This is a genomic window from Arthrobacter sp. 3Tela_A, from assembly GCF_049311025.1.
Classification (GTDB): Bacteria; Actinomycetota; Actinomycetes; order Actinomycetales; family Micrococcaceae; genus Arthrobacter_B.
On sequence record NZ_JAXIOM010000058.1, the window covers coordinates 1 to 23,269 of the forward strand.

Genomic DNA, 23,269 nt, shown 5'->3' on the forward strand with positions numbered 1-23,269 from the left:
CCCTGATGGGATACGGCGTCGTCACCCTGGTCCGTGGTGCACTGGCCCAGAAGCGCCGCAGCTCTTCAGATTCCGAGACCGGCGGCCAGACCCCCGCCGCCGGCGTGCCGGCTCCCCTCGCGGGGCCCCCCCCCCCCCCCCCCCCCCGGGCCGCAGCCGGGGTCTTGCCGAAGGCGGCGTGCCGTGCGGCCAGCCGGCGGATGCGTTCGGCGTCCCCGAGCGCCAGGAACCACACGGCGTCGAGCTGTTCACGCGCCTGCGGCCACGCCCCGGATTCCAGCAGCAGGTAGTTGCCCTCCGTGATGACCAGCGGCACGTCCCGCCGGACGGGCACCGCGGAGCCAACGGGTTCTTCCAGGTCCCGGCGGAACTCCGGGGCATAGACCACCGGCTCAGCCTGCCGCCGGAGGCGGCGCAGCAGCGCCGCGTACCCGCCGTCGTCGAACGTTTCGGGTGCGCCTTTGCGGTCCCGTATGCCCCTTGAAGCCAGCACCCGGTTGGCGAGGTGGAAACCGTCCATTGGAACGACGACGGCGAGTTCCGGTCCCAGGTCAGCCGCCAGTGCTGCGGCGAGCGTTGACTTGCCTGCACCGGGCGCGCCGGTGATCCCGAGGATGCGGCGCGGTCCTGCCGCCAGGCGGCGTGCTTCGGCAGTGAGTTCGGCCAGGCTGCGGTCCAGGATCTGCATAGGAACTATCTTGGCGCAGGGTCTGGAATGTTCTGTGGATCCGGTGGGTTAATAGAGATGCAACTGAATACGGGGATGATCGGTATCGACGATGTTTGCCGCGTTTGGAGAAGCGGGCCGAGGATGCAGGGTTATCTCGCTAACGCCCCCTGTAAACCAATAAGTGCCAAACCTATGCGCACTGACTTCGCTCTCGCCGCCTAGGCCAGAGTGAGTCCGTCAGACCGGAAACGCTTCCGTTCCGGATCCTGGCGTCGTCTAGGAAGCCACTGCCGGACACTGCTGCCGTTCAGGTGTCCGGGACTTTTTGAACGGCTGGGCCCGGATCAGCCACTTGCCTGCTGAGATGGCTGGGGCCAAGAAAATCCACTGCAGGCTGCGCCCGGAGAAGTCCAGGCACGTCGGCGTCGGACGGGGGTTCGATTCCCCCCCATCTCCACTGGGCTGTGCTCCGTCTCGAAAGGCCGGGGCACAGTCTTTGTTGTATGCCGTCTTCCCGGAAGTCCGCGCCGTTGACGCTGCTGCAAGAATAGGCGCATGGCCCTGCAGAGGTATCCGGTCCGCCGGATCGAGGAAGACCCGGCCCATGAGCTGGAACGTAGCTCCTGGCCGGCTGCGCTGCCGCCGGTGGCCCGGATTCTGGACCATGGACTTGAGCTGGGCCCGGCCACCATCCTTGTGGGTGAAAACGGGTCAGGGAAATCAACGCTCATCGAGGCAGTTGCACTGGCCTACGGACTGTCCGCCGAGGGCGGTTCAACGGGCGCGCGGCACACTACGCGCTCCACGGAATCCATCCTGGCGGATCACCTGCGGCTGGTCCGGAATGCCGGGGCCGCAAGGCGCGGATACTTCCTGCGGGCTGAAACCATGCACGGTTTCTATACCTATCTGGAAGAGAACCCCAGGGGCGGCCTGCCGGACATCCCCTTCCACGAGATGTCCCACGGGGAGTCTTTCCTGCAGCTGGCTGCGGACCGGTTCCGGGGCCGCGGGCTGTGGGTGCTGGATGAGCCTGAATCCGCACTGTCCTTCTCCGGGTGCCTCAGCCTTCTCTCAGTACTCAAGGGGCTGCTGGCCGACGGCAGGTCCCAGGTCATTATGTCCACCCATTCGCCGCTCCTGGCTGCCCTTCCAGGGGCGGAGATCTTGGAGCTCGGGCCGTGGGGCCTGCGGCACAGTGCCTGGGAAAACCTGGAGCTGGTGGCGAACTGGCGGTCCTTCCTGACCTCGCCGGAGCGGTACCTGCGCCATCTCTAGGAAGACCGGCCGTGACTTCTGCTCCGCCGGGTAGTTGGATGTGCAGAGACGGCCGTTGACCAGGAGTGCACCGCTCCGCCGGCCGGCACCGAGGAGGTTCCATGGGACGGGTCAGCGGCAAAACGGTCTTGGTCAGCGGAGGTGCGCGGGGGATCGGAGCCGCGGTGGTCCGGCGCCTAGCCGATGAAGGCGCTCAGGCGGTGATCGGAGACGTGCTCGACGCCGAGGGCCGGGCTCTGGCGGATTCTCTGGGCTCCGCTGCGGCTTTTGTACATCTGGATGTCACCAATCCCCAGGACTGGGCGGCGGCTGTCCGGGAAGCTGAAGAGAAGTTCGGCGGGCTCGACGTGCTGGTGAACAATGCCGGAATTGCGAACTTCGGCAGCATTGAGGATTACACGCTGGAGCAGTGGAACACGATCATCGCCATTAACCTCACCGGGGTTTTCCTGGGGATCAAGGCCGTGGTGGAGCCAATGAAGCGCTCGGCCGGAGCATCCATCATCAACCTTTCCTCCACCGCCGGGCTGCAGGGCTACAAGGATCTGCCGGGATACACAGCCGCGAAATATGGGGTCCGCGGTCTAACCAAATCTGTTGCCATTGACCTTGGCCCGTACGGAATCCGGGTCAACTCGGTACATCCGGGTGCGGTGCGGACGCCCATGACGGAAGGGCTGGAAGGAGGGCAGGAACATGTGGCGCTGCACCGCATGGGTGAGCCGGAAGAGATCGCCAACCTGGTGTTGTTTCTCGCCAGCGACGAATCCAGCTTCTCCACGGGCGCCGAGTTTGTGGCCGACGGTGGTGAGACCGCAGGCCTGGCACGGTATGAGGTAGCTGAATTGAGTTCTGAACCTGGTGCGGCGCCGTCGTCGCCTCCCGGAGCGCCTATGCCCAGCCAGCCGCCGGCAGCACCGGAGCCGCCTGCCATGTGAGGCTAGCGGGACAGTTCAGCGTCTTCGCGTTCCGAGCTGCCCGCGCTCCCCTTTGGCTCGGTGAAAACGATGTACCGGTAGGCGAAGTACCGGAAAACGTTGCCCAGCAGGACGCCGATGATGTTGCCGGAAATATTGTCCGCGAACTGGCTGGTGAAACCGAGGACGTAATGGGAAACGAACAGGCAGCCGGTGGCTATCCCCAGCCCCACCAGGTTGGTCAGCGCGAACAGGATGGTCTCCGACCGTACGCTGCGCCCACGGGTGCGGCGGAAAGTGAGATACCTGCTGCCCAGCCACGAAATGGTGGTCGCAACGATGACAGAGACGATCTTCGCGGAGATGGGATTGTTGTCGAGGACGGTGGCGACAAGGAGATTAAAGAGCCCGATGTCCACCAGGAACGCCACGGTGCCCACTAAGGAGAAGGAGCCGAGTCTCCGGAAAACCTTCCGGGCAGTCGAAATGCCGTCCATGCTGCTACCAGTTCTTCTTCCGGCCCCGCGCGGGCCGAGGTGTGTTGTCCTGCAGTCCGGCCGCAGGCGCAAGAACCACGGATAGGGGCTCCGCTTCGATGTTTTCACATGCACCAAAACCGGACAAAATCCGTGTCCTCCCCGTCACGATGCCCGAACAGGCAGCCGGACACTGAAGACTGTGCCGCTCCCGGCCTCGCTCTGGAGGGTGATGGACCCGCCGTGCGCCTCGACGATGTTCTTGCTGATCACCAGACCCAGGCCGACCCCCGGAATGGCAGCCTTCCGGCTGGTCCCGGACCGGAAAAATTTGGTGAAGACCTCTGCCTGCTCTGCCTTGGTCATGCCGATTCCCGTGTCGGAGACCTCAAACGCGATCGTGTCCGCGGTGCTCCACGCGCGGACCGTAACCCTGCCGCCGTCGGGGGAGTACTTCACCGCGTTGGAGAGGAGGTTATCGATGACCTGGCTGATCCGCTGCGGATCCAGGACCGCCGGAAGCTCGGGCGGAAAGTCGGACACCAGGTGGACCTTGTTGATCTCCGCCCGCGGCGCAGCCGATGTAAGGGCACTGCGGAGCAGCTCGGAGAGATCGGCCGGGACCTGTTCGATGCTGCTGGGCCCGGCGGCAGCGGAGAGCAGGTCGGATACGAGCTCCAGCAGCTTCTCGGAGTTGCGCAGGGCAACCCGCAGCGAGGAGGCAACGTAACGGGGGATCTGCTCCTCGTCCTCCAGGGCCAGATCCAGGTAGCCCATGATGGAGGTCAGAGGGGTGCGCAGTTCGTGGGAAACGTTGGCGACGAAGTCTTCCTTGGCTGCAACCGCGTTCACGAGTCCGGTCACATCGCTGAAGGCAAGCACCGACCCCTGAAAACCGCCCTGCCGCTGCACGGACCGGGCTGTCACGCTGAACGCACGCTGCTGTTCTCCGGTGCCGAAGAACACCAGCTGGTCGGAGAAGGACTGGCCCAGGACGGTTCGGCGTACCGGGCGCATTTCCGGCGGGAGCGGCGTGATCCGGTCCGGACCAAAAATCAGCAGCTGGCATTCGTCTGCTTCCGTTGCCCCCGGGGGCAGTGCCCGCCGGTTGATGAACCGCTGGCGGGAGTTCGTGAGGATGGCGTTGCCCTCCTCGTCGACCACGGAGACGCCAACCTCCACGGTGTTGAGTACGGTTTGCAGCAGGGATTCCTTGCGCCGGCTTTCGGCCAGGCTCTCCTGGAGTACACGGTCCTTTTCCTGCAGCGCCCGCTGCTTCTCGAGCACCACGGCCTCCGCGCTGGCGCGGGCCGCCTCGGCCTGCTCCGCTGCGCGGAGTGCAGTAACAAGTTCACGCTCGTAAAGCCGGCGTTCGTGTGCGTTGAAGACCACCACCCGGTCCATGGCCGGGCGGGATCCCTCCGCGGGCTGCCGGTTGGCTGAGATGAGAGCCGGGAGCCGGGTGCCGTCAGCGCTGAGGAAATCGACGGCAAGCTCAGCGAAGGACCGGCCGACGCCGAGCTGGGGGAGGGCATGCGTGGAGTAGACGATCCGGTCCCCTACCGGCAGGAGGGACAGCAGGCTAGTGCCGATCAGGTCTTCGCGGGGGCAGCCGATCCAGTTGGCGAAGGTCGCGTTGGCTTCGGCGATCGTCCCGTCCTCGAGCGTAATCAGGTAGCCCGACGGTGAACTGTGGAACAGCTCCTGGTAATCCAGGCTGACGGCGGCAGGGGGCAGCTCAGCTCCTGCCGGGTGTCCGTTCACGCCGGTGTCCGCGAAAGATAGGACAGTATGGCCTCCGCGGTTTCAGCGGGTGCACTGACGTGGGGCAGGTGGCCGGTGGCGCGAAGCTGGACCAGGGTCGCGTCCGGCATCTTCTCCTGCGTGTAGGTGCCGATGTGCGGAGGGGCCAGCAGATCATCCGAGCACTGCAGAATCAAGGAGGGGACCTTGACCTCTGCCAGCTGCTCCCGGACATCGGAGCGGAAGGAAACGCGCGCGAAGTCGCGGGCGACCGCCGGATCCAGCCGGCAGAAGCTGCCTTCCAGCTCGTTGTGCAGTTCGGGGCTGTCCGGATTGCCCATGATCATGGGTGCCATAGCGGCAGCCCACACCAGATAGTTTGCGTCCAGGGAGACCAGCAGCTCGTCGATGTCGGCGGCGCTGAACCCTCCCGAGTAACCGTCTTCGGGGCGGTCCATGTAGCTGGGAGAGGAAGCAAGGAGGACAAGGTTCGCGAAGGCCTCCGGCGCCTCGGCTGCGGCAGCAACGGCCATCATGGCGCTGACGCTGTGGCCTACAAAGGTGACGTCGCGCAGGTCCAGCTCGGCGCAGATCTCCAGCAGGTCCTGCACATACCCCTGGAGGGTGGCGTACTTGGCCGGGGTATAGGCGTCCTTGTCGGATCCGCCGGCTCCCACATGGTCGAACAGGACCACCCGGTAGTCCGGGGTGAAATACGGGAGCACCCGCCGCCACATCCCCTGGTCACAGCCGAAGCCGTGGCCGAACATGACAACCGGCCCCGCACTGTTGCCGAGAATCCGGACATTGTTGCGGGCGGAAACGTCAGTCGTCATGGGACGGCGGCCTTTGGTCGTGTGCTATGTGGGAGGTGGTGCTGGAGTGAACTTTACCGTCCCCGGTACCGGGCTCGGAGAATGCCGCCGCGCACGACACGCGCCCCCTTGCTGCTGATGGGGCCGAGCCGGCAGACAGCGGCTCAGTCGCGTGCGAAGCGCAGTTCGGCGGCACCGCCGTTGAAGGACGTGGTGCCGATCAGATGCATCCGGGCGGTAGGGTTCGCCACGGGCAGCAGCCGCCGTCCGGCGCCCAGGGCGACGGGCATGTAGGTGACCCAGAGTTCATCCAGCAGGCCTGCGTCAGCGAACTGGGCAGCCACGTCTCCGCCGCCAACCAACCACACATTCCGTTCCCCGGCGAGTTCCCTGGCCTGCTCCAGGATCTGCCCGGGATCACCGCGGGTAAAGCGGACGCCTGAACCGGGCGGGGCCTGAAGTTCCCGGTGGGTCAGTACCAGGCAGGGCAGTTCGCCGTAGTCCCAGCTGTCCGGCTGCTCCCGGCGGATCCATTCGTAGGTTGTGGCGCCCATAATGAGGGCGCCCACTCCGGAGATGAACTGATCGTAGTGGTCCTGGAAAGCTGCGAACCCAAAGCCCAGCAGCCACTCGAGGCTGTCGTCTTCAGTGGCGATGAAGCCATCCAGTGACGATGCAACGTAATAGATGACTTTTGCCATGCTTGAGGATACCGGCCGGGCTTCCCAAAAGGTTAGAGCTGGTCCCATCCCTCCCTTCTCGATGATGCATTTGAAGCTGAATCCACCCATTACATGCATATGCATGTACCATCGGGAATAGCCGTGACACGGAATGGATTGGGGAGAGGTATGAGCAACGTCGAGACTGCTCCGCTGGAAGTCGAATGTGCCAGTACGCCCGCCGCCGAGGTCGAAATCCTGATGCCCCGGGACGTCCCGCTGGGCGGTCCGCGGGCCATGCCGGTCCGGCGCACCCTGCCCCAGCGCAGCCGCAGCCTGATCGGCGCGTGGTGTTTTGTGGACCATTACGGGCCCGACGCCGTCGCCCGCACCGGCGGCATGGTGGTGCCTCCCCATCCGCACACCGGCCTGCAGACAGTCAGCTGGCTCTTTACCGGCGAGATTGAGCACCGGGACAGCACCGGCGCGCACGCCATGGTCCGTCCCGGTGAACTCAACCTCATGACCGCCGGCCGCGGCATCGCCCACTCCGAGGTCTCCACGCCGCAGGCCAGCGTCCTGCATGGCGTCCAGCTCTGGCTGGCCCTGCCGGAAGCCTCCCGCCACACGGAACCGCGCTTCGAGCACTACGCTCCCGAGTCCGTCCGCGGCCCGGGCTGGGAAGCACGGGTGTTTCTCGGTGATCTCGCCGGGTCAGTTTCCCCCGTCCGCACGCATTCCCCGATCGTCGGCGCGGAACTGCTCCTGCAGCCGGGAACCGTGCTGGAGCTCGACGCCGATCCCCGCTTCGAGTACGGGCTCCTCGCGGACACCGGTGCACCGCACTTCCAGGGTGCCGCCGTCGGCCCCGGGGAACTGGCCTACCTGCCGCCCGGCAGCGCTACCCTGCGGATCAGCGCCCCGTCCGATGCCGCAGTGCGTGCCGTGCTGATCGGAGGCGAACCGCTCGGCGAAACGATCGTCATGTGGTGGAACTTTATTGGCCGCAGCCATGATGAAGTCGTCCAGTACCGCCGCGACTGGCAGCAGCACATCGGCGCGGAGACACATCCCGGGACGACGCCCGCTGCCCGGTTTACTGCCGTCCCGAATGATCCGCTTCCGCCGCTCCCGGCACCCGTTCTGCCCAACGCCCGGCTGCGTCCGCGCAGCTGACAGAGAAAGGCACGTACATGTTCATCCAGCACAACCCCGCGGAGCACCGCTATGAAGCGATCGACGACGGCGCCGGTACGGTCGCCGGGATTGCCGCCTACCGCGACCAGCCCGGCAGCCGGGCATTCACGCACACCCAGGTTTCCGACGCCTACCAGGGGCAGGGCATCGCCTCCGAACTCATCCGGTTCGCCGCCGAAGACGTACGCGGAGCCGGACTGCGTCTGGTGCCGTACTGCCCCTACGTTGCCGGCTGGCTGAAGAAACATCCGGAGTACACCGGAATTGTGGACTGGCCCCAACCCGAATCTGCCGCCCAAAACCAGGAGGAGTCAGCACGTTGAGCGACAAGGTCTTTATCGACAAGCAGCACCGCCCCGTCTACCAGGCGCTCGCCGCCACCGCGGCGGCCATCCGCAGTGCCGCTGAAGAGGCGGGGCTGGGCAGAATCGTCATGGAGCTGGTCAACCTGCGTGTCTCCCAGCTCAACGGCTGTGCCTTCTGCCTGGACCTGCATACCCGGCAGGCGCGTGAAGCCGGGGAGAGCGAACAGCGGCTGGCCGTGCTGCCCGCCTGGCGGGACACTGACCTGTTCGATGAAACGGAACGGGCGGCCCTGGGGCTGGCTGAAGCGCTGACGCACCTGCCCGCCGGCGAAGACCGGGAAGCGGTCTTCGCGAAATACCGCGGACAGCTGACCCCGGAGCAGTTCTCCGTGCTCAGCTGGGCAACGGTGGCCATGAACGCCTTCAACCGCGTCTCGATCATCAGCGGTCACTCGGTCCGCCAGCGCTAGGTGCCGGCCTCGGGGGCCGGGGGGGGGCGGGACCCCCCCCCCCCCGAACCCCGGGCAGGCGCGACTAGAAGGGGTACGGAGCGATCTGCGGCCGAACGGTCAGCCACTGGATTTCCGTGAAGGCATCGATGTTGGCCGCGGCGCCGCCGAAGCGTGAGCCGGTGCCCGATGCGCCCATGCCGCCGAACGGTGAATTCGCCTCGTCGGAGACTGTCTGCTCGTTGATGTGCACCTTGCCGGACACCACCCGGTCGGCGACTTCCATGGCCAGTCCCACCTCGCCGAGGATCCCCACGGAGAGTGCGTACTCCGAGGCGTTGGTCAGCGCGATGGCTTCCTCCAGGGAGGTGAAGGAAAGCACTGGTGCCACCGGGCCGAAGATCTCCTGGGTCCAGGCCGGGTTGTCCGGTGTCACGCCGGTCAGCACGGTGGGGGAGTAGAACAGTCCCTCATAGGTCCCGCCCGCGGCGATCTGTGCCCCGGCGTCCTTCGCTTCCCGGACCAGCCGGTCAATGTTGTCCCGCTGGCGCTCGTCGATGATCGGGCCGAGGGCCACCTGTCCGCTGGCCGGGTCACCCACCGGAAGGTTCTTTGCCTTGTCCGCCAGCCGCGAGGTGTAGTCCTCAAGCAGTGATTCATGGACCAGGTGCCGGCCTGTGGTCATGCAGATCTGGCCCTGGTGAAGGAATGATCCGAAGGCGCCGGCTGACGCCGCCAGGTCCAGATCCGCTCCCGGGAGCACAATCAGTGCATTGTTGCCGCCCAGTTCAAGGTGGGCCCGCTTCAGCAGCCTGCCTGCGGCCTCGCCCACCTTCCGGCCTGCCGCCGTCGAGCCGGTGAAGGAAATAACGCGGACTTCCGGTGCCTCCACCAGTGCCTGCCCGACGTCGGTCCCTCCGGGGAGCAGCTGGAGCAGTCCGGCAGGCAGCCCCGCTTCTTCGAAGACCCGCATGATCGAGACGCCTCCGGAGACGGTGGTGCGGGGGTCTGGCTTGAGGAGCACGGCGTTGCCGAGTGCCAGGGCAGGGGCTACGGAGCGGATCGAGAGGATCAGCGGGAAGTTGAACGGGGAAATGACGGAGACGACGCCGGCCGGCCGGCGCCGTGCGAAGGACCAGCGGTCTTCGTTGCTGGTCAGCACATCTCCCGCCGGGTGGGCCGGAAGGGCCGACGCATCGAAGCACTCATTGGCGGCAACATGGGTCTCCAGTCCGGCCTTGGCGCCGATGCCGCCGGTTTCCCGGATAATCCAGCCCTGGATTTCCTCGGCATGTTCTTCAAAGAGCATGCCGGCCCGGCGCAGTACCGCCGCCCGTTCTTCGGGCTTGGTCCGCGCCCACTCCTGCTGGGCTGCTGCGGCACGCGTCGCGGCTGCAAGGACATCCTCGCGGCTCGCGGCACCGACGGATCCGAGGCTGGCGCCGGTTGCCGGTTCAATGACGTCCATGGTGCCGCCGGAGCCGGCGGTCCAGGAGCCCGTGTTGATCTTGCCGTGCCAATCGGAGGTGGTGAGGAGGGACATAACTGCTCCTAGGTCTTGATGGTGGCTGGGTGCTGGTTGGAACTGGAAGGAAGTGGCCCCAAGAGTACGCCAGAAGTGATGTGCGTCACGTCATGTGACGGCGCTCGCCGCTCTGGGGCGGTCCAGGCCTGCTTGGCTCCCGCGGGCGGCGCGTGAAATAGTGACTGTCAAACCCGTAAGCATGCTGACTAATGGAGGTTTCCATGGCAGAACGGCTCGTTGCAGATGTGATCGTCGAACGTCTCCAGGCCTGGGGCGTAGACCGGATCTTCGGCTACAGCGGGGATGGGATCAACACCGTGCTCGGTGCCCTCCGCCGGTCCGGGTCCCCGGAGTTCGTGCAGGCCCGGCACGAAGAAAACGCCGCCTTTATGGCCGTGGGCCACGCCAAGTACACCGGCCAGCCCGGCGTAATGCTCTCCACCCAGGGACCCGGCGCCGTCCATCTGCTCAACGGACTGTACGACGCGAAGATGGACAGCGTTCCAGTGGTTGCAATCATCGGCCAGCAGTCCCGCAGTGTTCTGGGGTCGGCCTATATGCAGGAAATCGACCTGCTGAACCTCACCCGCGACGTCGCCTCCTCTTTCCGTCAGCAGGTCAACAGTCCCGAACAGCTGCCGCTGGTCCTGGACCGGGCCTTCAAAGCGGCGCTCGCCGACCGGGCCCCCGCCGTCGTCATCATTCCGCACGACGTCCAGCAGGCGCCCGCCCCGGAACTGGACCAGGAGCACGGGATTGTCACCAGTGCACCGGTCTGGAGTCCGCCGAACCTGGTGCCGGCCCCCGCAGACCTTGAGGCCGCAGCAGCGGTGATCAACGACGGTTCCCGTCTGGCTTTCCTGGTCGGCCAGGGGGCCCGGGGAGCCTGGCCCCAGGTCAAGGCACTCGCGGAGAAGACCGGTGCCGGGATCACGACGTCGCTGATGGGCAAGCCGTACGTGGATGAGTCCCATCCGCTGGCGGCCGGGGTGATGGGGCATCTGGGTACCAGCGCCAGCGGGTACGTGCTGGGGGAGTGCGACACCCTGGTGATCATCGGCTCCAATGACCCCTGGACCGAGTTTTATCCGCCGCCCGGGGCCGCGCGGGCCGTGCAGATCGACGTCGATGCGGCCGCGATCGGCAACCGGTACCCGGTCGAGATGGCGGTCACCGGCGACGCCGCAGCCGCCCTGGAAGGACTGCTCCCGCTGGTCACTGAGCGCAGCGGATCCGGCTGGCGCACCGCAGTCGAAACCGCCGTGCAGGACTGGCACCAGCTGGCCGCAGAACGGGCGGCCACCCCGGCGAACCCGGTGAACCCGGAACTGGCGGTGCGGGAGCTGAGCAGCCGGCTGCCGGACAACGCGCAGGTGGCCGTCGACGTCGGAAGCAGCGTTTACTGGTACGCCCGGCAGCTGCGCCTGCCCGCCGGGGTGCCGGCGCACCTGTCCAGCACGCTGGCGAGCATGGGCTGCTCAATCCCCTACGGGCTGGCGGCAAAACTGGCCGCCCCGGACAGGCCGGTGGTGGCGCTCTCCGGAGACGGTGCCATGCAGATGGCCGGACTGTCCGAACTGATTACCGTCAGCAGGCTCTGGCCGCGCTGGGCTGACCCCCGGTTTGTGCTTATGGTGCTGAACAACCGTGAGCTGGCCGAAGTGACGTGGGAGCAGCGCGAAATGGAAGGCGACCCGCGCTTCGAGCAGAGCCAGGCGCTGCCGGACTTCTCCTATGCCCGTTACGCCGAGCTGCTGGGGCTGCAGGGTATCCGGGTGGAGGATCCGGCGCAGATCGGTCCGGCCTGGGATGCGGCCCTCGACGCGGACCGGCCCGTGCTGATCGAAGTGCTTTCCGATCCGGATGTGCCGCTGCTGCCCCCGTTCCCTGCCGGGCGCAGCAAGGGGCAGGACATGATGGAGGCGCTGGAGAAGGAAGGGCCGGACACCGCGCATGCCCGCGAGCTGCTGGAGACCTACCTGCGCCAGGAAGAGGGCCTCTCCCCGGCCTGACCCACACCCACTAAACGAGATGACAGAAACTGCTCGTTAGAACGGGCGGTTTCTACGGGCAGTTTCTGTCATGTCGATGGGGGGGAGAGGAAGGCTCTAGGGCCGGACCGGAGCGCCCAGCTCTGCGGGTTCCTCTTCGTTCAGGTAGGCAGACTCCGAGTGCGCGGCCATGTCGATGCCCCGGACTTCGTGCTCCTCCGGAACCCGCAGCCCCATCACCATGTCCAGGACCTTCGCGATCGCCCAGGTGAGCACGAACGAGTAAGCCAGGACGGCAACCGTCGCCACCGCCTGAATCCCCAGCAGGGACCAGCCGCCGCCGTAGAAGAGGCCGCTGACGCCGTTCGGGGCAGCCGCCGTGGCAAAGAAACCGATCAGCAGGGTGCCGATCACGCCGCCCACCAGGTGCACGCCAACGACGTCGAGCGAATCGTCATAGCCGAGCCGGAACTTCAGCTCGATCGCCAGTGAGCAAACCAGCCCGGCGATCGCGCCGATTGCCACGGCTCCCAGCGGGCTGACGGCGCCGCAGGCGGGGGTAATGGCAACCAAGCCGGAGATCAGCCCGGAGGCTGCCCCCAGGGTGGAGGATCGTCCCAGCCGCAGCCGTTCCATCAGCGCCCAGCCGAGCAGCCCGGCTGCCGCGGCAACAGCGGTGTTCAGGAAAACGACGGCGGCGGTGTGCCCTGCGCTGAGTGCGGACCCGGCGTTGAAGCCGTACCAGCCCACCCAGAGCAGGCTCGCGCCCAGGATGACCAGGGGCCGGTTGTGCGGCTGCGTGATAACGTGCGGCCAGCCGCGGCTGCGGCCGAGGACCAGAGCCAGGGCCAGGGCCGCGACGCCGGCGTTCATGTGCACGGCGGTGCCGCCGGCAAAGTCGATCGCACCCAGGCTGTTGGCAATCCAGCCGCCGGTGACGCTGCCGTCCTCACTGCTGAACGCGAAGACCCAGTGCGCCACCGGGAAGTAAACCAGGGCAGCCCAGAGTCCTGCGAAGACCATCCAGGCCCCGAATTTCATCCGGCCTGCCGCTGCCCCGGCGACCAGCGCCGTCGTCACGCAGGCAAACATCAGCTGGAAGGCCGCGAAGAGGGCTGCCGGCAGGGCAGCCGCCGGATCTTCGGTCAGCAGGCTGTCCAAGCCGAAGAATTCCAGCGGGTTGCCGAGGACTCCGAGCGGAGTCAGCGAGTTGCCGAAGGCTGCGGAATACCCGAACAGCACCCACAGAACAGCGACCAGGCTGGCGCTGCCAAAACACATCATCATCATGTTGAGGATCCGGCGTGATCCAACCATTCCGCCGTAGAAGAAGGCGATGCCGGGAATCATCAGGCACACCAGCGCCGAGCTGGCCAGCAGCCAGGCCGTATTTCCTGAATCCATGGAGCGGCTCCAATCCGGGTGCGGAGCGGCCGCGGGGGGCGGGGCGGGGGGGGGGGGGGGCGGGGGCCCCCACCGCTGTCCTTAGCGTAGGAGCTGCTGTGTTACAGCCGGCAGCGCCGTCAGGTTAGGGCTGTGTTAACAGCTGCTGGAAGGCCGCTGGGCACTGCCTGAAACCGCAGGTCAGGCGGGGGGTCGCCGGGAATCAGGCCGTACGGACGCTTCCCCGCCCGAAGGTGATCGCCCGGACCAGCTGCACCACTCCCAGGACCACCAGGAAGATGCCGCCGAAGATCACCAGGGCGGCAAGGGACTCAACCGGCAGGAAGAGCACCACAATGCCGGCCACAATGCTCAGGATGCCAAAGGTGATCGCGTACCAGCGCGATCCGCCGGACTCGGTCTCCGCCAGTGCCATGATGCCTTCAATAATCCAGGCGATGCCCACCAGCATGCCAAGCACGGCCAGGGAGGAGAGCGGGTTGCGGATCGCGACGATGCCCACAATAAACAGCAGCAGCCCCACAATGATGCTCAGCACCCGCAAGCCCGGAGTCAGCGGGGCGGCGATTCCGCTAACGACCCTTAGGGCGCCGGAGATCAGGAAATACAGGCCAAAGAAGAACGCGATGACCGACAGCGTGGCCCCCGGCCAGAAGAGAACCAGCAGGCCAAGAATCAGGGACACGGCGCCCACAACGCCGAAACCTGTCCGTACTGCGGAGATGGTTCGGGCAGAGAGTTCGCTGGTATCCAGGCCGAGTCCTCCCCCGCCGTAGAAAGCACCGTTGGTCATGGACATTTCGAGCCTCCCAAGCTCTCGGAAATCCTGTCCCCAAGCCCTTCGGATTATCCTCCTGGCTCCTGCCCCAGACCAGCACGGACGGGCGGTTTCAGGACTCGGAGCGCAACTCTCAAGTGATGCCCAGCAGGGAACGCACCTCGTCCTCGCTGGTCTGCCCGAAGCGGCGGTAGGCGGACCCTACGGCGGGCAGCGCGCTGTCCGGCCAGGGGATGACGACGTCGTCTGCCGCAGCAGTGATTGCATCTGCGCCAGCGCAGGACATCGGAGCCGCTGCCACCAGCCAGCCCGGATCCAGGCTGCGGACCGCGGTGAGGGCGGCTCGCATGGTCGCACCGGTGGCAATGCCGTCGTCGACGACGATCACCGGGCGCCCCCGGATGTCCCGTGGGCTGCGGCCGCCGCGGTAAGCCTGTGCCCGGCGCTGAAGTTCGCCGCGCTCAGCCTCCAGAACGGTGTCCAGATCCGCCTGCCCGCGGGCGCCGGCGGCGGAAAGCCACGCCTGCACGATCGCCTCGTTCCAGACTTCCGCGGCGGCACCGCCTGCTTCAGCCACCGCTCCGGCTGCGAGCTCCGGCTGGCGGGGATGGCCAACCTTGCGCACCAGCACCACATCCAGTTCGGCGCGGAGGGCAGCAGCGGCCTCGGCCGCCACCGGGACCCCGCCGCGGGGAAGGCCCAGCACCAGCAGACCGGTCCTGCCCCGGTAAGGTTCCAAGGCGGCTGCCAGCACCCTCCCGGCATCGGCGCGGTCGGCATAGGGAAACGGATGGACGGCCTGGAAATCCATGGCACTCCTGACAAGGAAGGCACCCGGGGTCGGGTCCGTCCTCCCACCGTAGGAACGCCTCGTCGGGGAGGCAACGCCGCGCCGAATGTCTGCATTGCCAAACCCCCGCAGGCATAGCAGGCTGTCCCAATGACTGAAACGGCTGTAATCACCGGAGCTACCGCAGGACTGGGCGCAGAGTTTGCCCGTGCCCTGGCAGAACGCGGCTACAACGTAGTTCTGACCGCACGGGACGAAGAGCGTCTTGAGGCCAAGGCCAAAGAGCTCTCGTCCCGCTACCAGGTTGAAGCGTCAGTGCTTCCCGCGGATCTTTCAACGAAGGACGGCGTGGAGAAGGTCGCCGCGCGGGTGGGGCAGCCCGACGTCGCTGTGCTGGTCAACAACGCCGGGTACGGTCTGAAGAACGACTTCCATGCCAACCCGGTCCAAACCGAGGTGGACCATCTGGCGGTGCTGGTCCAGGCGCCGCTGCAGCTAAGCCACGCCGCAGTGAACTCCATGCTGGAACGCGGGGGAGGACGGATTATCAATGTTGCCTCTGTTGCAGGGTTCATTCCCCGCGGAACATACAGTGCGGCGAAAGCCTGGGTCATCAACTTCAGCCGCTGGGCCAACCTGCATTACGCAGTGCGGGGCATCTCGGTGACTGCCGTCTGTCCGGGCTTTGTGCACACCGAGTTCCACCAGCGGATGCAGATGGACAAGACGCTCTACCCCAGGTGGATGTGGCTGGACGCGGAACGGGTGGTGCGCGAGGGCCTCGCGGACGCCTTCGCCGGCAAGGGAGTCTCGGTGCCGTCGAAGCGGTACAAGGTGCTCGCCGCGGTGGGGAGCCGCGGGCCGCAGGGCCTGGTTGCACGGATCGGCGGCCGCGGGCGGTAGGCTCGCTTCCGGCGGGAACCCGAGACCGGAGCGAATCCTAACCGGGACCCCGCCAGCACCGGAACCCCCGGTCCGGGACAAACCGGCAGCGATAGGCAGCAGCTCCGGATCAGTCATAGGGTGGCCACCATGACTGATCCAACGCAGCCAAGCACTCTGTACCTGGACTACCTGGATAAGGAAACGCAGTTCCGCCGCGGGCACGTCCAGCACCAGGAATCCCCCTTTGCCGGTGCCCCGGAAGCGCTCGCAGACGCCGTCCTGAAACGTGTTGATGCACTGGCTCCGGAGCTGGCAGACCTGGCTGCGCAGCTGCATCAGGACCCGGAAACCGCCTATCAGGAACACCGTAGTGCCCGCCGGGTGGCGGACCTTCTGGAAGGGCACGGATTCGACGCCGCAGTGGGGGTCCACGGGCTGGACACCGCGGTCCGTGCGCAGGCAGGCTCCGGTACTCCGGTGGTGGCCATCATGGGTGAATACGATGCTCTTCCCGGCATCGGCCATGCCTGCGGGCACAACGTCATTGCCGCTGCCGGTGCGGGGGCTTTCCTGGTCCTGGCCGAAACCCTGCGGGATGATCCGGACGCATTCCCCGGCACGGTGGTCTTCCTCGGCACGCCAGCGGAGGAGGGCTATTCCGGCAAGGAAGTCATGATTCAAAACGGCGCCCTGGACGGGGTGGACGCAGCCATGATGGTGCACCCGCTGGGAACAGATGTGGTGGACCAGGTCTGGCTGGGCCGGCGGGTGCTCACAGTGCGGTTCCACGGGGTTGCGGCGCATGCCTCCGCCCAGCCCTTTATGGGCCGCAATGCGCTCGACGCCGCCACGCTTGCCTATCAGGGCGTAGGCCTGCTGCGCCAGCAGATGCCGCCGTCGGACCGGATCCACGCCGTCGTCACGGAGGGCGGTGAGCGCCCCAGCATCATTCCGGAGTTCGCCGAAATGAAGTTCTATGCCCGCTCCAAGTATCCCGAGACGCTGAGGGAGCTGAGCGGCCGAATCGAAGACATCGTTCGCGGGGCGGCGCTGATGACAGGCACCGGGGCAGACATTAACTGGGACGAGGAACCGCCGTCGCTGCCCGTGCGCTCCAGCCGCGCATTGACCGGCCGCTGGCTCTCCGCCCAGCGCCGCTGCGGACGCGACCCGCTGCCCGCCGGAGTGGTCTCGGAAACACTGGCGGCGTCGACTGACTTCGGTAACGTCAGCTACCGGGTCCCTGGAATCCATCCGCTCATCGCGATTTCCGCGCCGGACGTCGCCCTGCACACCCGCGAGTTCGCCGCTGCTGCGGGATCGCCGGCGGCAGCCACGGGGGCAGCCGACGGCGCTGCCGGCCTGGCGCTGACGGCCCTGGACTACTTCTGCGATCCGGAGCTGCAGCGCGCCGCAGCGCAGGAATTTGCAGACGCCGGTGGGCCCGTGGACGTCGCCGGCTACTTCGACTGACCGCTGTCGAAAACGCTGGCCCCCAGGCCCCGCATCAAGACCCCGCCTTAGGATCCCGCACTACCCGAAGGACGACTCCCTATGAACGCCGCCCCAGCTGCCGCCCGCACTTCCAGGACCGACCGGCTGCTGGCCGGAGTGGAACGGGTAGGGAACCGGCTGCCGGATCCGTTCATCCTGTTCCTGCTGCTTTTCGGGGCGGTGGCCATTGCCTCCACGGCCATGGCCTGGGCCAACGTCAGCGTCACCGTTCCGGGCAGTGATGAAGCCACCCGCATCCGCGGGCTGTTCACTGCGGAGGGGATGAGCTGGCTGACCACCACGCTGGGGGAGAACTACCTTGGTTTCCCGCCCCTGGCCACCGTGCTGCCAATCCTGCTGGCGGTGGGAGTGGCGGAGAAATCCGGACTGCTCGCTGCCATGATCCGCCGGGCCTTCGGCGCCGCCCCGCGCTGGGCGCTGCCCTACGCCGTCGGGCTGGTGGGCGTGGCCGGATCCATCATGGCGGACGCAGCCTTCGTGGTGATTCCGCCGCTTGCCGCACTCGTGTTCAAGGCCGCTGGACGGCACCCGGTGGCCGGACTGCTCGGCGGCTTCGCGGCCGCCGGGGCCGGATATTCAACCTCCATGCTGGTCACCTCGCTGGACGCGCTGTTCGCCGGAATTACGACGGCGGTGACCGGTTCGCTGCCCAACCCCGGTTCACCGGTGAACCCGGTTTCCAACTACTTCTTCAACGTGGCCTCCTCCGCGGTGCTGATCATTGCCGCGGGGTTCCTGATTGACAAGGTCCTGGAACCGCGGCTGGTAAAGCAGGCTGTGCCGCGCAGCCAGGACCCCGACGAGGCAGGCAGCAGCGCAGCAGAGGACGTCCTGGATCCGAACCTGACTGCGGTGGAGCGGCGCGGTTTGCGCTGGTCCATGGCAGTGGGCGCTGTCGTCGCCGGGATCATTGCCGCGGCAGCGCTGGTGCCGAACTCGCCGTGGCGCAATGAGGACGGCGGGTTCCTGCCCTCCTCCCCACTGCTGTCTTCAATAGTCTTCATCGTGTTTGTGATGTTCGTGATTCCCGGCCTGGTGTACGGGCGGATAACCGGAACCATGCCCCATGCCAGGGACATTCCCCGGGTGATGGGCCAGTCCATCAAGGAGATGAGCGGGTTCCTGGTCCTGGCTTTTGTGCTGGGGCAGTTCATTGCCCTGTTCAACTGGTCCGGGATCGGCAACTGGATTGCCGTCGCGGGAGCCTCCGGGCTGGAATCCATCGGGCTCACCGGTTACCCGGCGATCCTGGCGTTCATAGTGCTGGCCTCGCTGCTGAACCTGTTCATCATTTCCGGTTCCGCCATGTGGACGCTTATGGCCGCGGTGTTTGTCCCCATGTTCGCGCTGCTGGGGTACGAGCCGGCCTTTGTGCAGGCGGCGTTCCGGGTGGGGGACTCCGCCACCCAGGTACTCACCCCGCTGAACCCGTACATGATCGTGCTGCTGACCATGCTGCGCCGGTATGAACCGGCTGCCGGGCTGGGCACGGTCATCTCCCGGATGCTGCCGTTCACCGTGGTGTTCTGGGTAGCCTGGGTTGCCGTGCTGACCGTCTTTTATGTCTTCAATCTGCCCCTCGGCCCGGGCAACGGCATCTTTATCCAGTAGGCTTCCCCTCACGCTCCAACGCTTTGAAAGGTCTCACCATGGCACTGCCCGTATACGCCCTGCACGAGAATCCCGAGTGGTTCCCACCCTTCGCCAAAGCCTTTGAAGCCGAGGGTGTTGAGGTGTATGAGTGGCTGCTGACGGACGGCGTTCTGGACCTGGATGCAGCGCCGCCGGAGGGGATTTTCTGGTCCCGGATCAGCGCCTCATCCCACACCCGCGGGCATGGCCTGTCCAAGGACTACGCCCGGGCCGTCCTGGCCTGGCTGGAGGCCCACGGCCGCCGCACGGTCAACGGCCGCCGGGTGCTGGAGCTGGAAATGAGCAAGGTGGACCAGCTCACAGCCCTGCGTGCAGCAGGCATCGAGACGCCCCGCACCGTCGCCGCGATCGGCCGCAGCCAGATCCTGGCCGCCGCCAAGGAATTCCCGGTGCCGTTTATCCTCAAGCACAACCAGGGCGGCAAGGGACTGGGCGTGCGCAAGTTCGAATCCCACGGTGAGCTGGCGGACTACGTCGCATCGGATGAGTTCGAGGAGCCGCAGGACGGCATCACCCTGGTGCAGGAGTTCATCCAGGCAGCGGAACCGTCCATCAGCAGGGTGGAACTCGTGGGCGGAAAATTCGTTTACGCCATCCGCGCGGACACTGCCCGCGGCGGCTTCCAGCTCTGCCCGGCGGATGCCTGCGCCATCGATCCGGCCACCGGCACGCCCATTATGCCGCCGGGTGCATCTATCGCACCGGACCCGGACACCCAGCTCTTTAGCCTGCGGGAGGACATCGACCACCCCATCATCAGCCAGTACGAGGAGTTCGCGCGCCGGATGAACCTGGAGGTCTGCGGCATCGAGTTCATCGAAGCGGCAGACGGCCGGGTGCTCACCTATGACGTGAACACCAACACGAACTACAACGCAGTAGTCGACGCCGCGGCACCGGTCTCCGCGCCCCGGCAGCTGGCACGGTACCTGGGTGGACTCGCCCAATAGCCAGCCCAGGAAGGCAGCCCGGCATACCGGTGGAGTTCCACGGCGCTTTGCCCACCTATGCGGTGACTGGAATATAGTCGGAAAGTACCGAAACTAAGGAGCTCCTTCCATGACCGCTGCCCAGGAACCGCTGTGGGTAAAGCACTACCAGCCCGGTGTGCCGGCAGAAATCGAACTGCCGACCGAATCCCTGACCGCGATGGTGGAGGATGCTGTGGCCCGGTTTGGGCCCAAGGTCGCGCTGGAGTTCTTCGGTGCCGAAACCACCTACACGCAGCTGGGCGACCGGATCAACCGGGCCGCTGAAGGGCTGCGTAAGCTCGGCGTGAAGAAGGGGCACAGGGTGGCCATCATCCTGCCCAACTGCCCGCAGTACCTCATCGCCTTTTACGCGGTGCTGCGCCTGGGCGGCGTAGTCGTCGGACACAACCCGCTCTACACGGAGCGCGAGCTGCGCCACCAGTTCGAAAACCACGGTGCCCAGGTCGCCATCGTCTGGGACAAGGCAGTCGAGAAGATCCAGGACTTCCCGGACGACCTCGCCGTGCCCAGCATTATCTCCGTGGACATCACCAAGGCCATGCCCCGGCTGAAGCGTATTGGCCTGCGCCTGCCCATCCCCTCGATCCGCCGCACCCGGGCCGGCCTGACGACCAGGACCGAGAACACGATCCCCTGGGAGAAGCTGCTCGCCAACGACCCGATCGATCCGCAGCATCCCAAGCCCGCTGTGAAGGACCTCGCTGCCCTGCAGTACACCTCCGGCACCACCGGAATCCCCAAGGGTGTCATGCTCACGCATTACAACCTCCGCTCGAACGCGCTGCAGGGCCAGGCCTGGATGCACGGGGCCAAAGAAGGCGAGGAAGTGATCTACGGTGTGCTGCCGATGTTCCATGCCTTTGGCCTGACGCTTTACCTGACGTTCGCCATGCTCACGGGCTCACGCCTGGTGCTTTTCCCGAAGTTCGACGTCGATCTGGTCCTGGACGCCGCGAAGAAGTCCAAGCCCACCGTCTTCTGTGCCGTGCCCCCGATCTACGAGAAGGTGGCCATCGAGTCAAAGAAGCGCGGAATCGACATTTCCACGATCCGCTTCGCCATTTCCGGCGCCATGACCCTCTCACCCAAGACGGTTGAAATCTGGGAGGAAGTCTCCGGCGGCCTGCTGGTGGAGGGCTACGGGCTGACCGAATCCTCCCCGGTGGCACTGGGCAACCCGTTCGCTGAGACCCGCCGGAACGGCACCATCGGCGTGCCGTTCCCCAGCACCCGCATGCGCGTCGCGGATCCGGACGATCTCTCCCGTGACGTCCCTCAGGGCGAGCCGGGCGAGCTGCTGATCAGCGGACCGCAGGTGTTCTCCGGATACTGGAACAACCCGGAGGAAACCGAAGAGATCCTCACCGAGGACGGCTGGCTTCGCACCGGGGACATCGTCACCGTTGACGAAGACGGATTCGTGAAGGTCGTGGACCGCCGCAAGGAACTGATCATCACCGGCGGCTTCAACGTATCCCCGTCCGAGGTGGAGGAAGTCATCCGCAGCAACCAGGCCATCTCAGACGTCGCAGTCGTGGGCCTGCCCCGCGGTGCCGGCGGTGAGCAGGTGGTTGCCGCCGTCGTTATGCAGCCTGACACGGAACTCGATGAGCAGGCCCTGCGGGCCTTTTGCCGCGAGCGGCTGACTCCGTACAAGGTCCCGAGGCGCATCGTGGCGATCGACGAACTGCCCAAGTCCATGCTGGGCAAGGTACTGCGCAAGCAGGTCCGCGAGTCGCTGCAGGATTCGCTCTAACCTCCTCTTTCCCACAGGCTCCGCTTCGTTTTCCCATGCCGGAGCCATGTCCACCGCTCCTTTGATCCCATGCCCGGGCGTACCCGGTTTCCTATTGACGCGCCTGCACTCAGGCAGTGGAATGATAAGTAGGCTTGGCAATTCAGGCCCGGCCGGAGAAATGGCCATAGGAGCCGGGACCGGCACCGGTGAAACGGTGCCGTCCCGGGCGGTTACCCGCCCGGCATGGCGATTTAGGCGCTGCGGGCGGAAGCGGCTGGACCGGATCCCGGCTCGAGAATCGTGATCGCTGTGCCGGACCCCGGCGCAGATTCGCTGCCGAAGGAGAAAACACGATGATCAGCAACGAGCAAGTCGAAGGACTCATGGCCGCTTCGGGGAACGTACTGGGTCCCAACGGCGACAAAATCGGATCCGTGGGAACGTTCTACCTCGATGACCAGACCAACGAACCGGCGTGGGTCACGGTGAACACGGGCCTGTTCGGAACGAGTGAGACGTTTGTCCCGCTCAGCGAGGCCACCGTCGAGGGCATCGACGTGCTGGTGCCCTACTCCAAGGATGAGGTCAAGAACGCCCCGCAGATCGCCAGCGACGGCTCCATCAGCGCCGAGGAAGAAGTCACGCTCTACCGCTACTACGGCTTCACGTATGACGACGGGACTTCCGACGCCGATTCGCTGGACGCTGATGCCGGCACGGACACTCTGATTGAGTCCGATACGGAGACTATTTCCGGGACCGGCCACGGCCGTTCCGGCCTGGTGGATGACACGCAGTCCGGCTCCGGAGTGGGTTCCGGATCAGGCTCCGGCTCGGGTTCAGGTTCGGGTTCCGGCTCAGGCATGGGTTCCGGTACCGGCCAATCCGGCACCACAGGCTTTTCGGACAGCTCCGGGTCCCGCTCCGGCATCGATGACGCCATGACGCGGTCGGAGGAGCGGCTCGACGTCGGTACCGAACGCCATGAGACCGGCCGGGCCCGGCTGCGGAAGTACACGGTGACGGACACTGTCACCACGCAGGTGCCGGTCAGCCATGAGGAAGTGGTGATCGAGCGCGAGCCGATCACGGACGCGAACCGTGACGCCGCCATGAGCGGACCGGAGATGCGTGAGGACGAATACGAAGTCACGCTGCACGCAGAGGAGCCAGTCGTGCAAAAGCACACCGAACCGGTGGAGCGGGTGCGGCTGGATACCGAAACCGTCACCGGGTCGGAAACCGTCTCCGGGGACGTACGCAAGGAGAAAATCGACACAGAAGTGGAAGACGCCTCCGGACGGACCATGTCCGCCGGGTCGGAAGGTGATGCAGGTTCGGAACACGGATCGGGTCACCATGATTCCGGGCGTCACGGCTCCGGCCATGACGATTCCGGCTCCGGTTCCGGCAGCTCGCGCTGACGGCAGGGTCCTCCGCAGAATAAAGACAGCCGGAACCCCCCCGCCCCGGCGGCGGCGGGGGT

Annotated in this window: 21 protein-coding genes and 1 other RNA gene; 13 read left to right on the forward strand and 9 right to left on the reverse strand. The window is 66.1% G+C overall.

The window, feature by feature from the left end:
* On the reverse strand, positions 1–688 hold a 688-nt coding region (locus tag TVC13_RS14810; protein WP_422401950.1), incomplete at its 3' end, for a nucleoside/nucleotide kinase family protein.
* A 71-nt stretch (positions 689–759) separates the two neighbouring features.
* Between TVC13_RS14810 and ssrA the strand changes: the two genes are divergently transcribed.
* The 3 genes from ssrA to TVC13_RS14825 all read left to right on the forward strand — a co-directional run bounded on the left by ssrA (position 760) and on the right by TVC13_RS14825 (position 2,886).
* Positions 760–1,130: a transfer-messenger RNA gene (gene ssrA / locus TVC13_RS14815) on the forward strand.
* 95 nt (positions 1,131–1,225) lie between these two features.
* A complete protein-coding gene (locus TVC13_RS14820; protein ID WP_422401951.1) occupies positions 1,226–1,948 on the forward strand; it encodes an AAA family ATPase in 723 nt (240 codons plus the stop codon).
* Between the two features lie 101 nt (positions 1,949–2,049).
* A complete protein-coding gene (locus tag TVC13_RS14825; protein ID WP_422401952.1) occupies positions 2,050–2,886 on the forward strand; it encodes an SDR family oxidoreductase in 837 nt (278 codons plus the stop codon).
* Between the two features lie 2 nt (positions 2,887–2,888).
* On the opposite strand, the gene TVC13_RS14830 is transcribed toward TVC13_RS14825, so the two are convergent.
* The 4 genes from TVC13_RS14830 to TVC13_RS14845 form a co-directional block, all read right to left on the reverse strand.
* Positions 2,889–3,362 (reverse strand): GtrA family protein, encoded by a 474-nt coding sequence (locus TVC13_RS14830; protein WP_422401953.1) that lies wholly within the window; start codon positions 3,360–3,362, stop codon positions 2,889–2,891.
* Positions 3,363–3,506: 144 nt separating this feature from the next.
* Positions 3,507–5,105 (reverse strand): ATP-binding protein, encoded by a 1,599-nt coding sequence (locus TVC13_RS14835; protein ID WP_422401954.1) that lies wholly within the window; start codon positions 5,103–5,105, stop codon positions 3,507–3,509.
* Positions 5,102–5,920 carry an alpha/beta fold hydrolase gene (locus TVC13_RS14840; RefSeq protein WP_422401955.1) on the reverse strand — a complete coding sequence of 273 codons (819 nt, stop codon included), beginning with the start codon at positions 5,918–5,920 and terminating at the stop codon, positions 5,102–5,104. The genes TVC13_RS14835 and TVC13_RS14840 overlap by 4 nt, the downstream gene beginning before the upstream one ends.
* A 143-nt stretch (positions 5,921–6,063) precedes the next feature.
* Positions 6,064–6,600, reverse strand: coding sequence for a dihydrofolate reductase family protein (locus TVC13_RS14845; RefSeq protein ID WP_422401956.1), 537 nt, complete (start codon positions 6,598–6,600; stop codon positions 6,064–6,066).
* Between the two features lie 150 nt (positions 6,601–6,750).
* Between TVC13_RS14845 and TVC13_RS14850 the strand changes: the two genes are divergently transcribed.
* Genes TVC13_RS14850 through TVC13_RS14860 form a run of 3 tightly spaced genes read left to right on the forward strand, consistent with a single transcriptional unit; the run spans position 6,751 to position 8,533 of the window.
* A complete protein-coding gene (locus TVC13_RS14850) occupies positions 6,751–7,737 on the forward strand; it encodes a pirin family protein (RefSeq protein ID WP_422401957.1) in 987 nt (328 codons plus the stop codon).
* Positions 7,734–8,081 (forward strand): GNAT family N-acetyltransferase, encoded by a 348-nt coding sequence (locus tag TVC13_RS14855; protein ID WP_422401970.1) that lies wholly within the window; start codon positions 7,734–7,736, stop codon positions 8,079–8,081. Before TVC13_RS14850 ends, TVC13_RS14855 begins: the two co-directional genes overlap by 4 nt.
* Complete coding sequence (locus TVC13_RS14860; RefSeq protein ID WP_422401958.1) at positions 8,078–8,533, forward strand: carboxymuconolactone decarboxylase family protein; 456 nt, start codon at positions 8,078–8,080, stop codon at positions 8,531–8,533. Before TVC13_RS14855 ends, TVC13_RS14860 begins: the two co-directional genes overlap by 4 nt.
* A 64-nt stretch (positions 8,534–8,597) precedes the next feature.
* On the opposite strand, the gene TVC13_RS14865 is transcribed toward TVC13_RS14860, so the two are convergent.
* The gene (locus tag TVC13_RS14865; RefSeq protein ID WP_422401959.1) at positions 8,598–10,055 is read right to left on the reverse strand and encodes a benzaldehyde dehydrogenase; all 1,458 of its coding nucleotides are present in this window, start codon (positions 10,053–10,055) and stop codon (positions 8,598–8,600) included.
* Positions 10,056–10,258: 203 nt separating this feature from the next.
* Here TVC13_RS14865 and TVC13_RS14870 point away from each other — a divergent pair, with 203 nt between their 5' ends.
* On the forward strand, positions 10,259–12,049 hold the full coding sequence (locus TVC13_RS14870; protein WP_422401960.1) for a thiamine pyrophosphate-requiring protein: 1,791 nt from the start codon (positions 10,259–10,261) through the stop codon (positions 12,047–12,049).
* A gap of 96 nt (positions 12,050–12,145) precedes the next feature.
* Here the strand turns inward: TVC13_RS14870 and TVC13_RS14875 are convergent, their stop codons facing one another.
* The 3 genes from TVC13_RS14875 to TVC13_RS14885 all read right to left on the reverse strand — a co-directional run bounded on the left by TVC13_RS14875 (position 12,146) and on the right by TVC13_RS14885 (position 15,021).
* The gene (locus TVC13_RS14875; protein ID WP_422401961.1) at positions 12,146–13,432 is read right to left on the reverse strand and encodes an ammonium transporter; all 1,287 of its coding nucleotides are present in this window, start codon (positions 13,430–13,432) and stop codon (positions 12,146–12,148) included.
* A 202-nt stretch (positions 13,433–13,634) separates the two neighbouring features.
* A complete protein-coding gene (locus TVC13_RS14880) occupies positions 13,635–14,231 on the reverse strand; it encodes an HdeD family acid-resistance protein (RefSeq protein WP_422401962.1) in 597 nt (198 codons plus the stop codon).
* A gap of 112 nt (positions 14,232–14,343) precedes the next feature.
* Positions 14,344–15,021 carry a phosphoribosyltransferase gene (locus TVC13_RS14885; RefSeq protein WP_422401963.1) on the reverse strand — a complete coding sequence of 226 codons (678 nt, stop codon included), beginning with the start codon at positions 15,019–15,021 and terminating at the stop codon, positions 14,344–14,346.
* A gap of 129 nt (positions 15,022–15,150) precedes the next feature.
* Between TVC13_RS14885 and TVC13_RS14890 the strand changes: the two genes are divergently transcribed.
* From TVC13_RS14890 to TVC13_RS14915, 6 genes are all read left to right on the forward strand, one after another.
* Positions 15,151–15,903, forward strand: a complete 753-nt coding sequence (locus tag TVC13_RS14890; protein ID WP_422401964.1) for an SDR family NAD(P)-dependent oxidoreductase — start codon at positions 15,151–15,153, stop codon at positions 15,901–15,903.
* Positions 15,904–16,032: 129 nt separating this feature from the next.
* Positions 16,033–17,358, forward strand: coding sequence for a M20 family metallopeptidase (locus TVC13_RS14895; RefSeq protein ID WP_422401965.1), 1,326 nt, complete (start codon positions 16,033–16,035; stop codon positions 17,356–17,358).
* Positions 17,359–17,439: 81 nt separating this feature from the next.
* Positions 17,440–19,011 (forward strand): AbgT family transporter, encoded by a 1,572-nt coding sequence (locus TVC13_RS14900; RefSeq protein ID WP_422401966.1) that lies wholly within the window; start codon positions 17,440–17,442, stop codon positions 19,009–19,011.
* A gap of 38 nt (positions 19,012–19,049) precedes the next feature.
* Positions 19,050–20,003, forward strand: coding sequence for an ATP-grasp domain-containing protein (locus TVC13_RS14905; RefSeq protein ID WP_422401967.1), 954 nt, complete (start codon positions 19,050–19,052; stop codon positions 20,001–20,003).
* Between the two features lie 109 nt (positions 20,004–20,112).
* Entirely contained in the window at positions 20,113–21,801 is a 1,689-nt protein-coding gene (locus tag TVC13_RS14910; protein ID WP_422401968.1) for a long-chain-fatty-acid--CoA ligase, read from the forward strand.
* Between the two features lie 335 nt (positions 21,802–22,136).
* Positions 22,137–23,207, forward strand: a complete 1,071-nt coding sequence (locus TVC13_RS14915; RefSeq protein WP_422401969.1) for a YsnF/AvaK domain-containing protein — start codon at positions 22,137–22,139, stop codon at positions 23,205–23,207.
* The last annotated feature ends 62 nt before the right edge of the window (positions 23,208–23,269 follow it).

Excerpts from the sequence above, each read along its gene's own strand:
- TVC13_RS14820 (WP_422401951.1), top strand. The coding sequence starts at position 1,226 with ATGGCCCTGCAGAGGTATCCGGTCCGCCGGATCGAGGAAGACCCGGCC.
- TVC13_RS14825 (WP_422401952.1), top strand. The coding sequence starts at position 2,050 with ATGGGACGGGTCAGCGGCAAAACGGTCTTGGTCAGCGGAGGTGCGCGG.
- TVC13_RS14830 (WP_422401953.1), bottom strand. The coding sequence starts at position 3,362 with ATGGACGGCATTTCGACTGCCCGGAAGGTTTTCCGGAGACTCGGCTCC.
- TVC13_RS14840 (WP_422401955.1), bottom strand. The coding sequence starts at position 5,920 with ATGACGACTGACGTTTCCGCCCGCAACAATGTCCGGATTCTCGGCAAC.
- TVC13_RS14845 (WP_422401956.1), bottom strand. The coding sequence starts at position 6,600 with ATGGCAAAAGTCATCTATTACGTTGCATCGTCACTGGATGGCTTCATC.
- TVC13_RS14850 (WP_422401957.1), top strand. The coding sequence starts at position 6,751 with ATGAGCAACGTCGAGACTGCTCCGCTGGAAGTCGAATGTGCCAGTACG.
- TVC13_RS14865 (WP_422401959.1), bottom strand. The coding sequence starts at position 10,055 with ATGTCCCTCCTCACCACCTCCGATTGGCACGGCAAGATCAACACGGGC.
- TVC13_RS14870 (WP_422401960.1), top strand. The coding sequence starts at position 10,259 with ATGGCAGAACGGCTCGTTGCAGATGTGATCGTCGAACGTCTCCAGGCC.
- TVC13_RS14875 (WP_422401961.1), bottom strand. The coding sequence starts at position 13,432 with ATGGATTCAGGAAATACGGCCTGGCTGCTGGCCAGCTCGGCGCTGGTG.
- TVC13_RS14880 (WP_422401962.1), bottom strand. The coding sequence starts at position 14,231 with ATGTCCATGACCAACGGTGCTTTCTACGGCGGGGGAGGACTCGGCCTG.
- TVC13_RS14885 (WP_422401963.1), bottom strand. The coding sequence starts at position 15,021 with ATGGATTTCCAGGCCGTCCATCCGTTTCCCTATGCCGACCGCGCCGAT.
- TVC13_RS14890 (WP_422401964.1), top strand. The coding sequence starts at position 15,151 with ATGACTGAAACGGCTGTAATCACCGGAGCTACCGCAGGACTGGGCGCA.
- TVC13_RS14895 (WP_422401965.1), top strand. The coding sequence starts at position 16,033 with ATGACTGATCCAACGCAGCCAAGCACTCTGTACCTGGACTACCTGGAT.
- TVC13_RS14900 (WP_422401966.1), top strand. The coding sequence starts at position 17,440 with ATGAACGCCGCCCCAGCTGCCGCCCGCACTTCCAGGACCGACCGGCTG.
- TVC13_RS14905 (WP_422401967.1), top strand. The coding sequence starts at position 19,050 with ATGGCACTGCCCGTATACGCCCTGCACGAGAATCCCGAGTGGTTCCCA.
- TVC13_RS14910 (WP_422401968.1), top strand. The coding sequence starts at position 20,113 with ATGACCGCTGCCCAGGAACCGCTGTGGGTAAAGCACTACCAGCCCGGT.
- TVC13_RS14915 (WP_422401969.1), top strand. The coding sequence starts at position 22,137 with ATGATCAGCAACGAGCAAGTCGAAGGACTCATGGCCGCTTCGGGGAAC.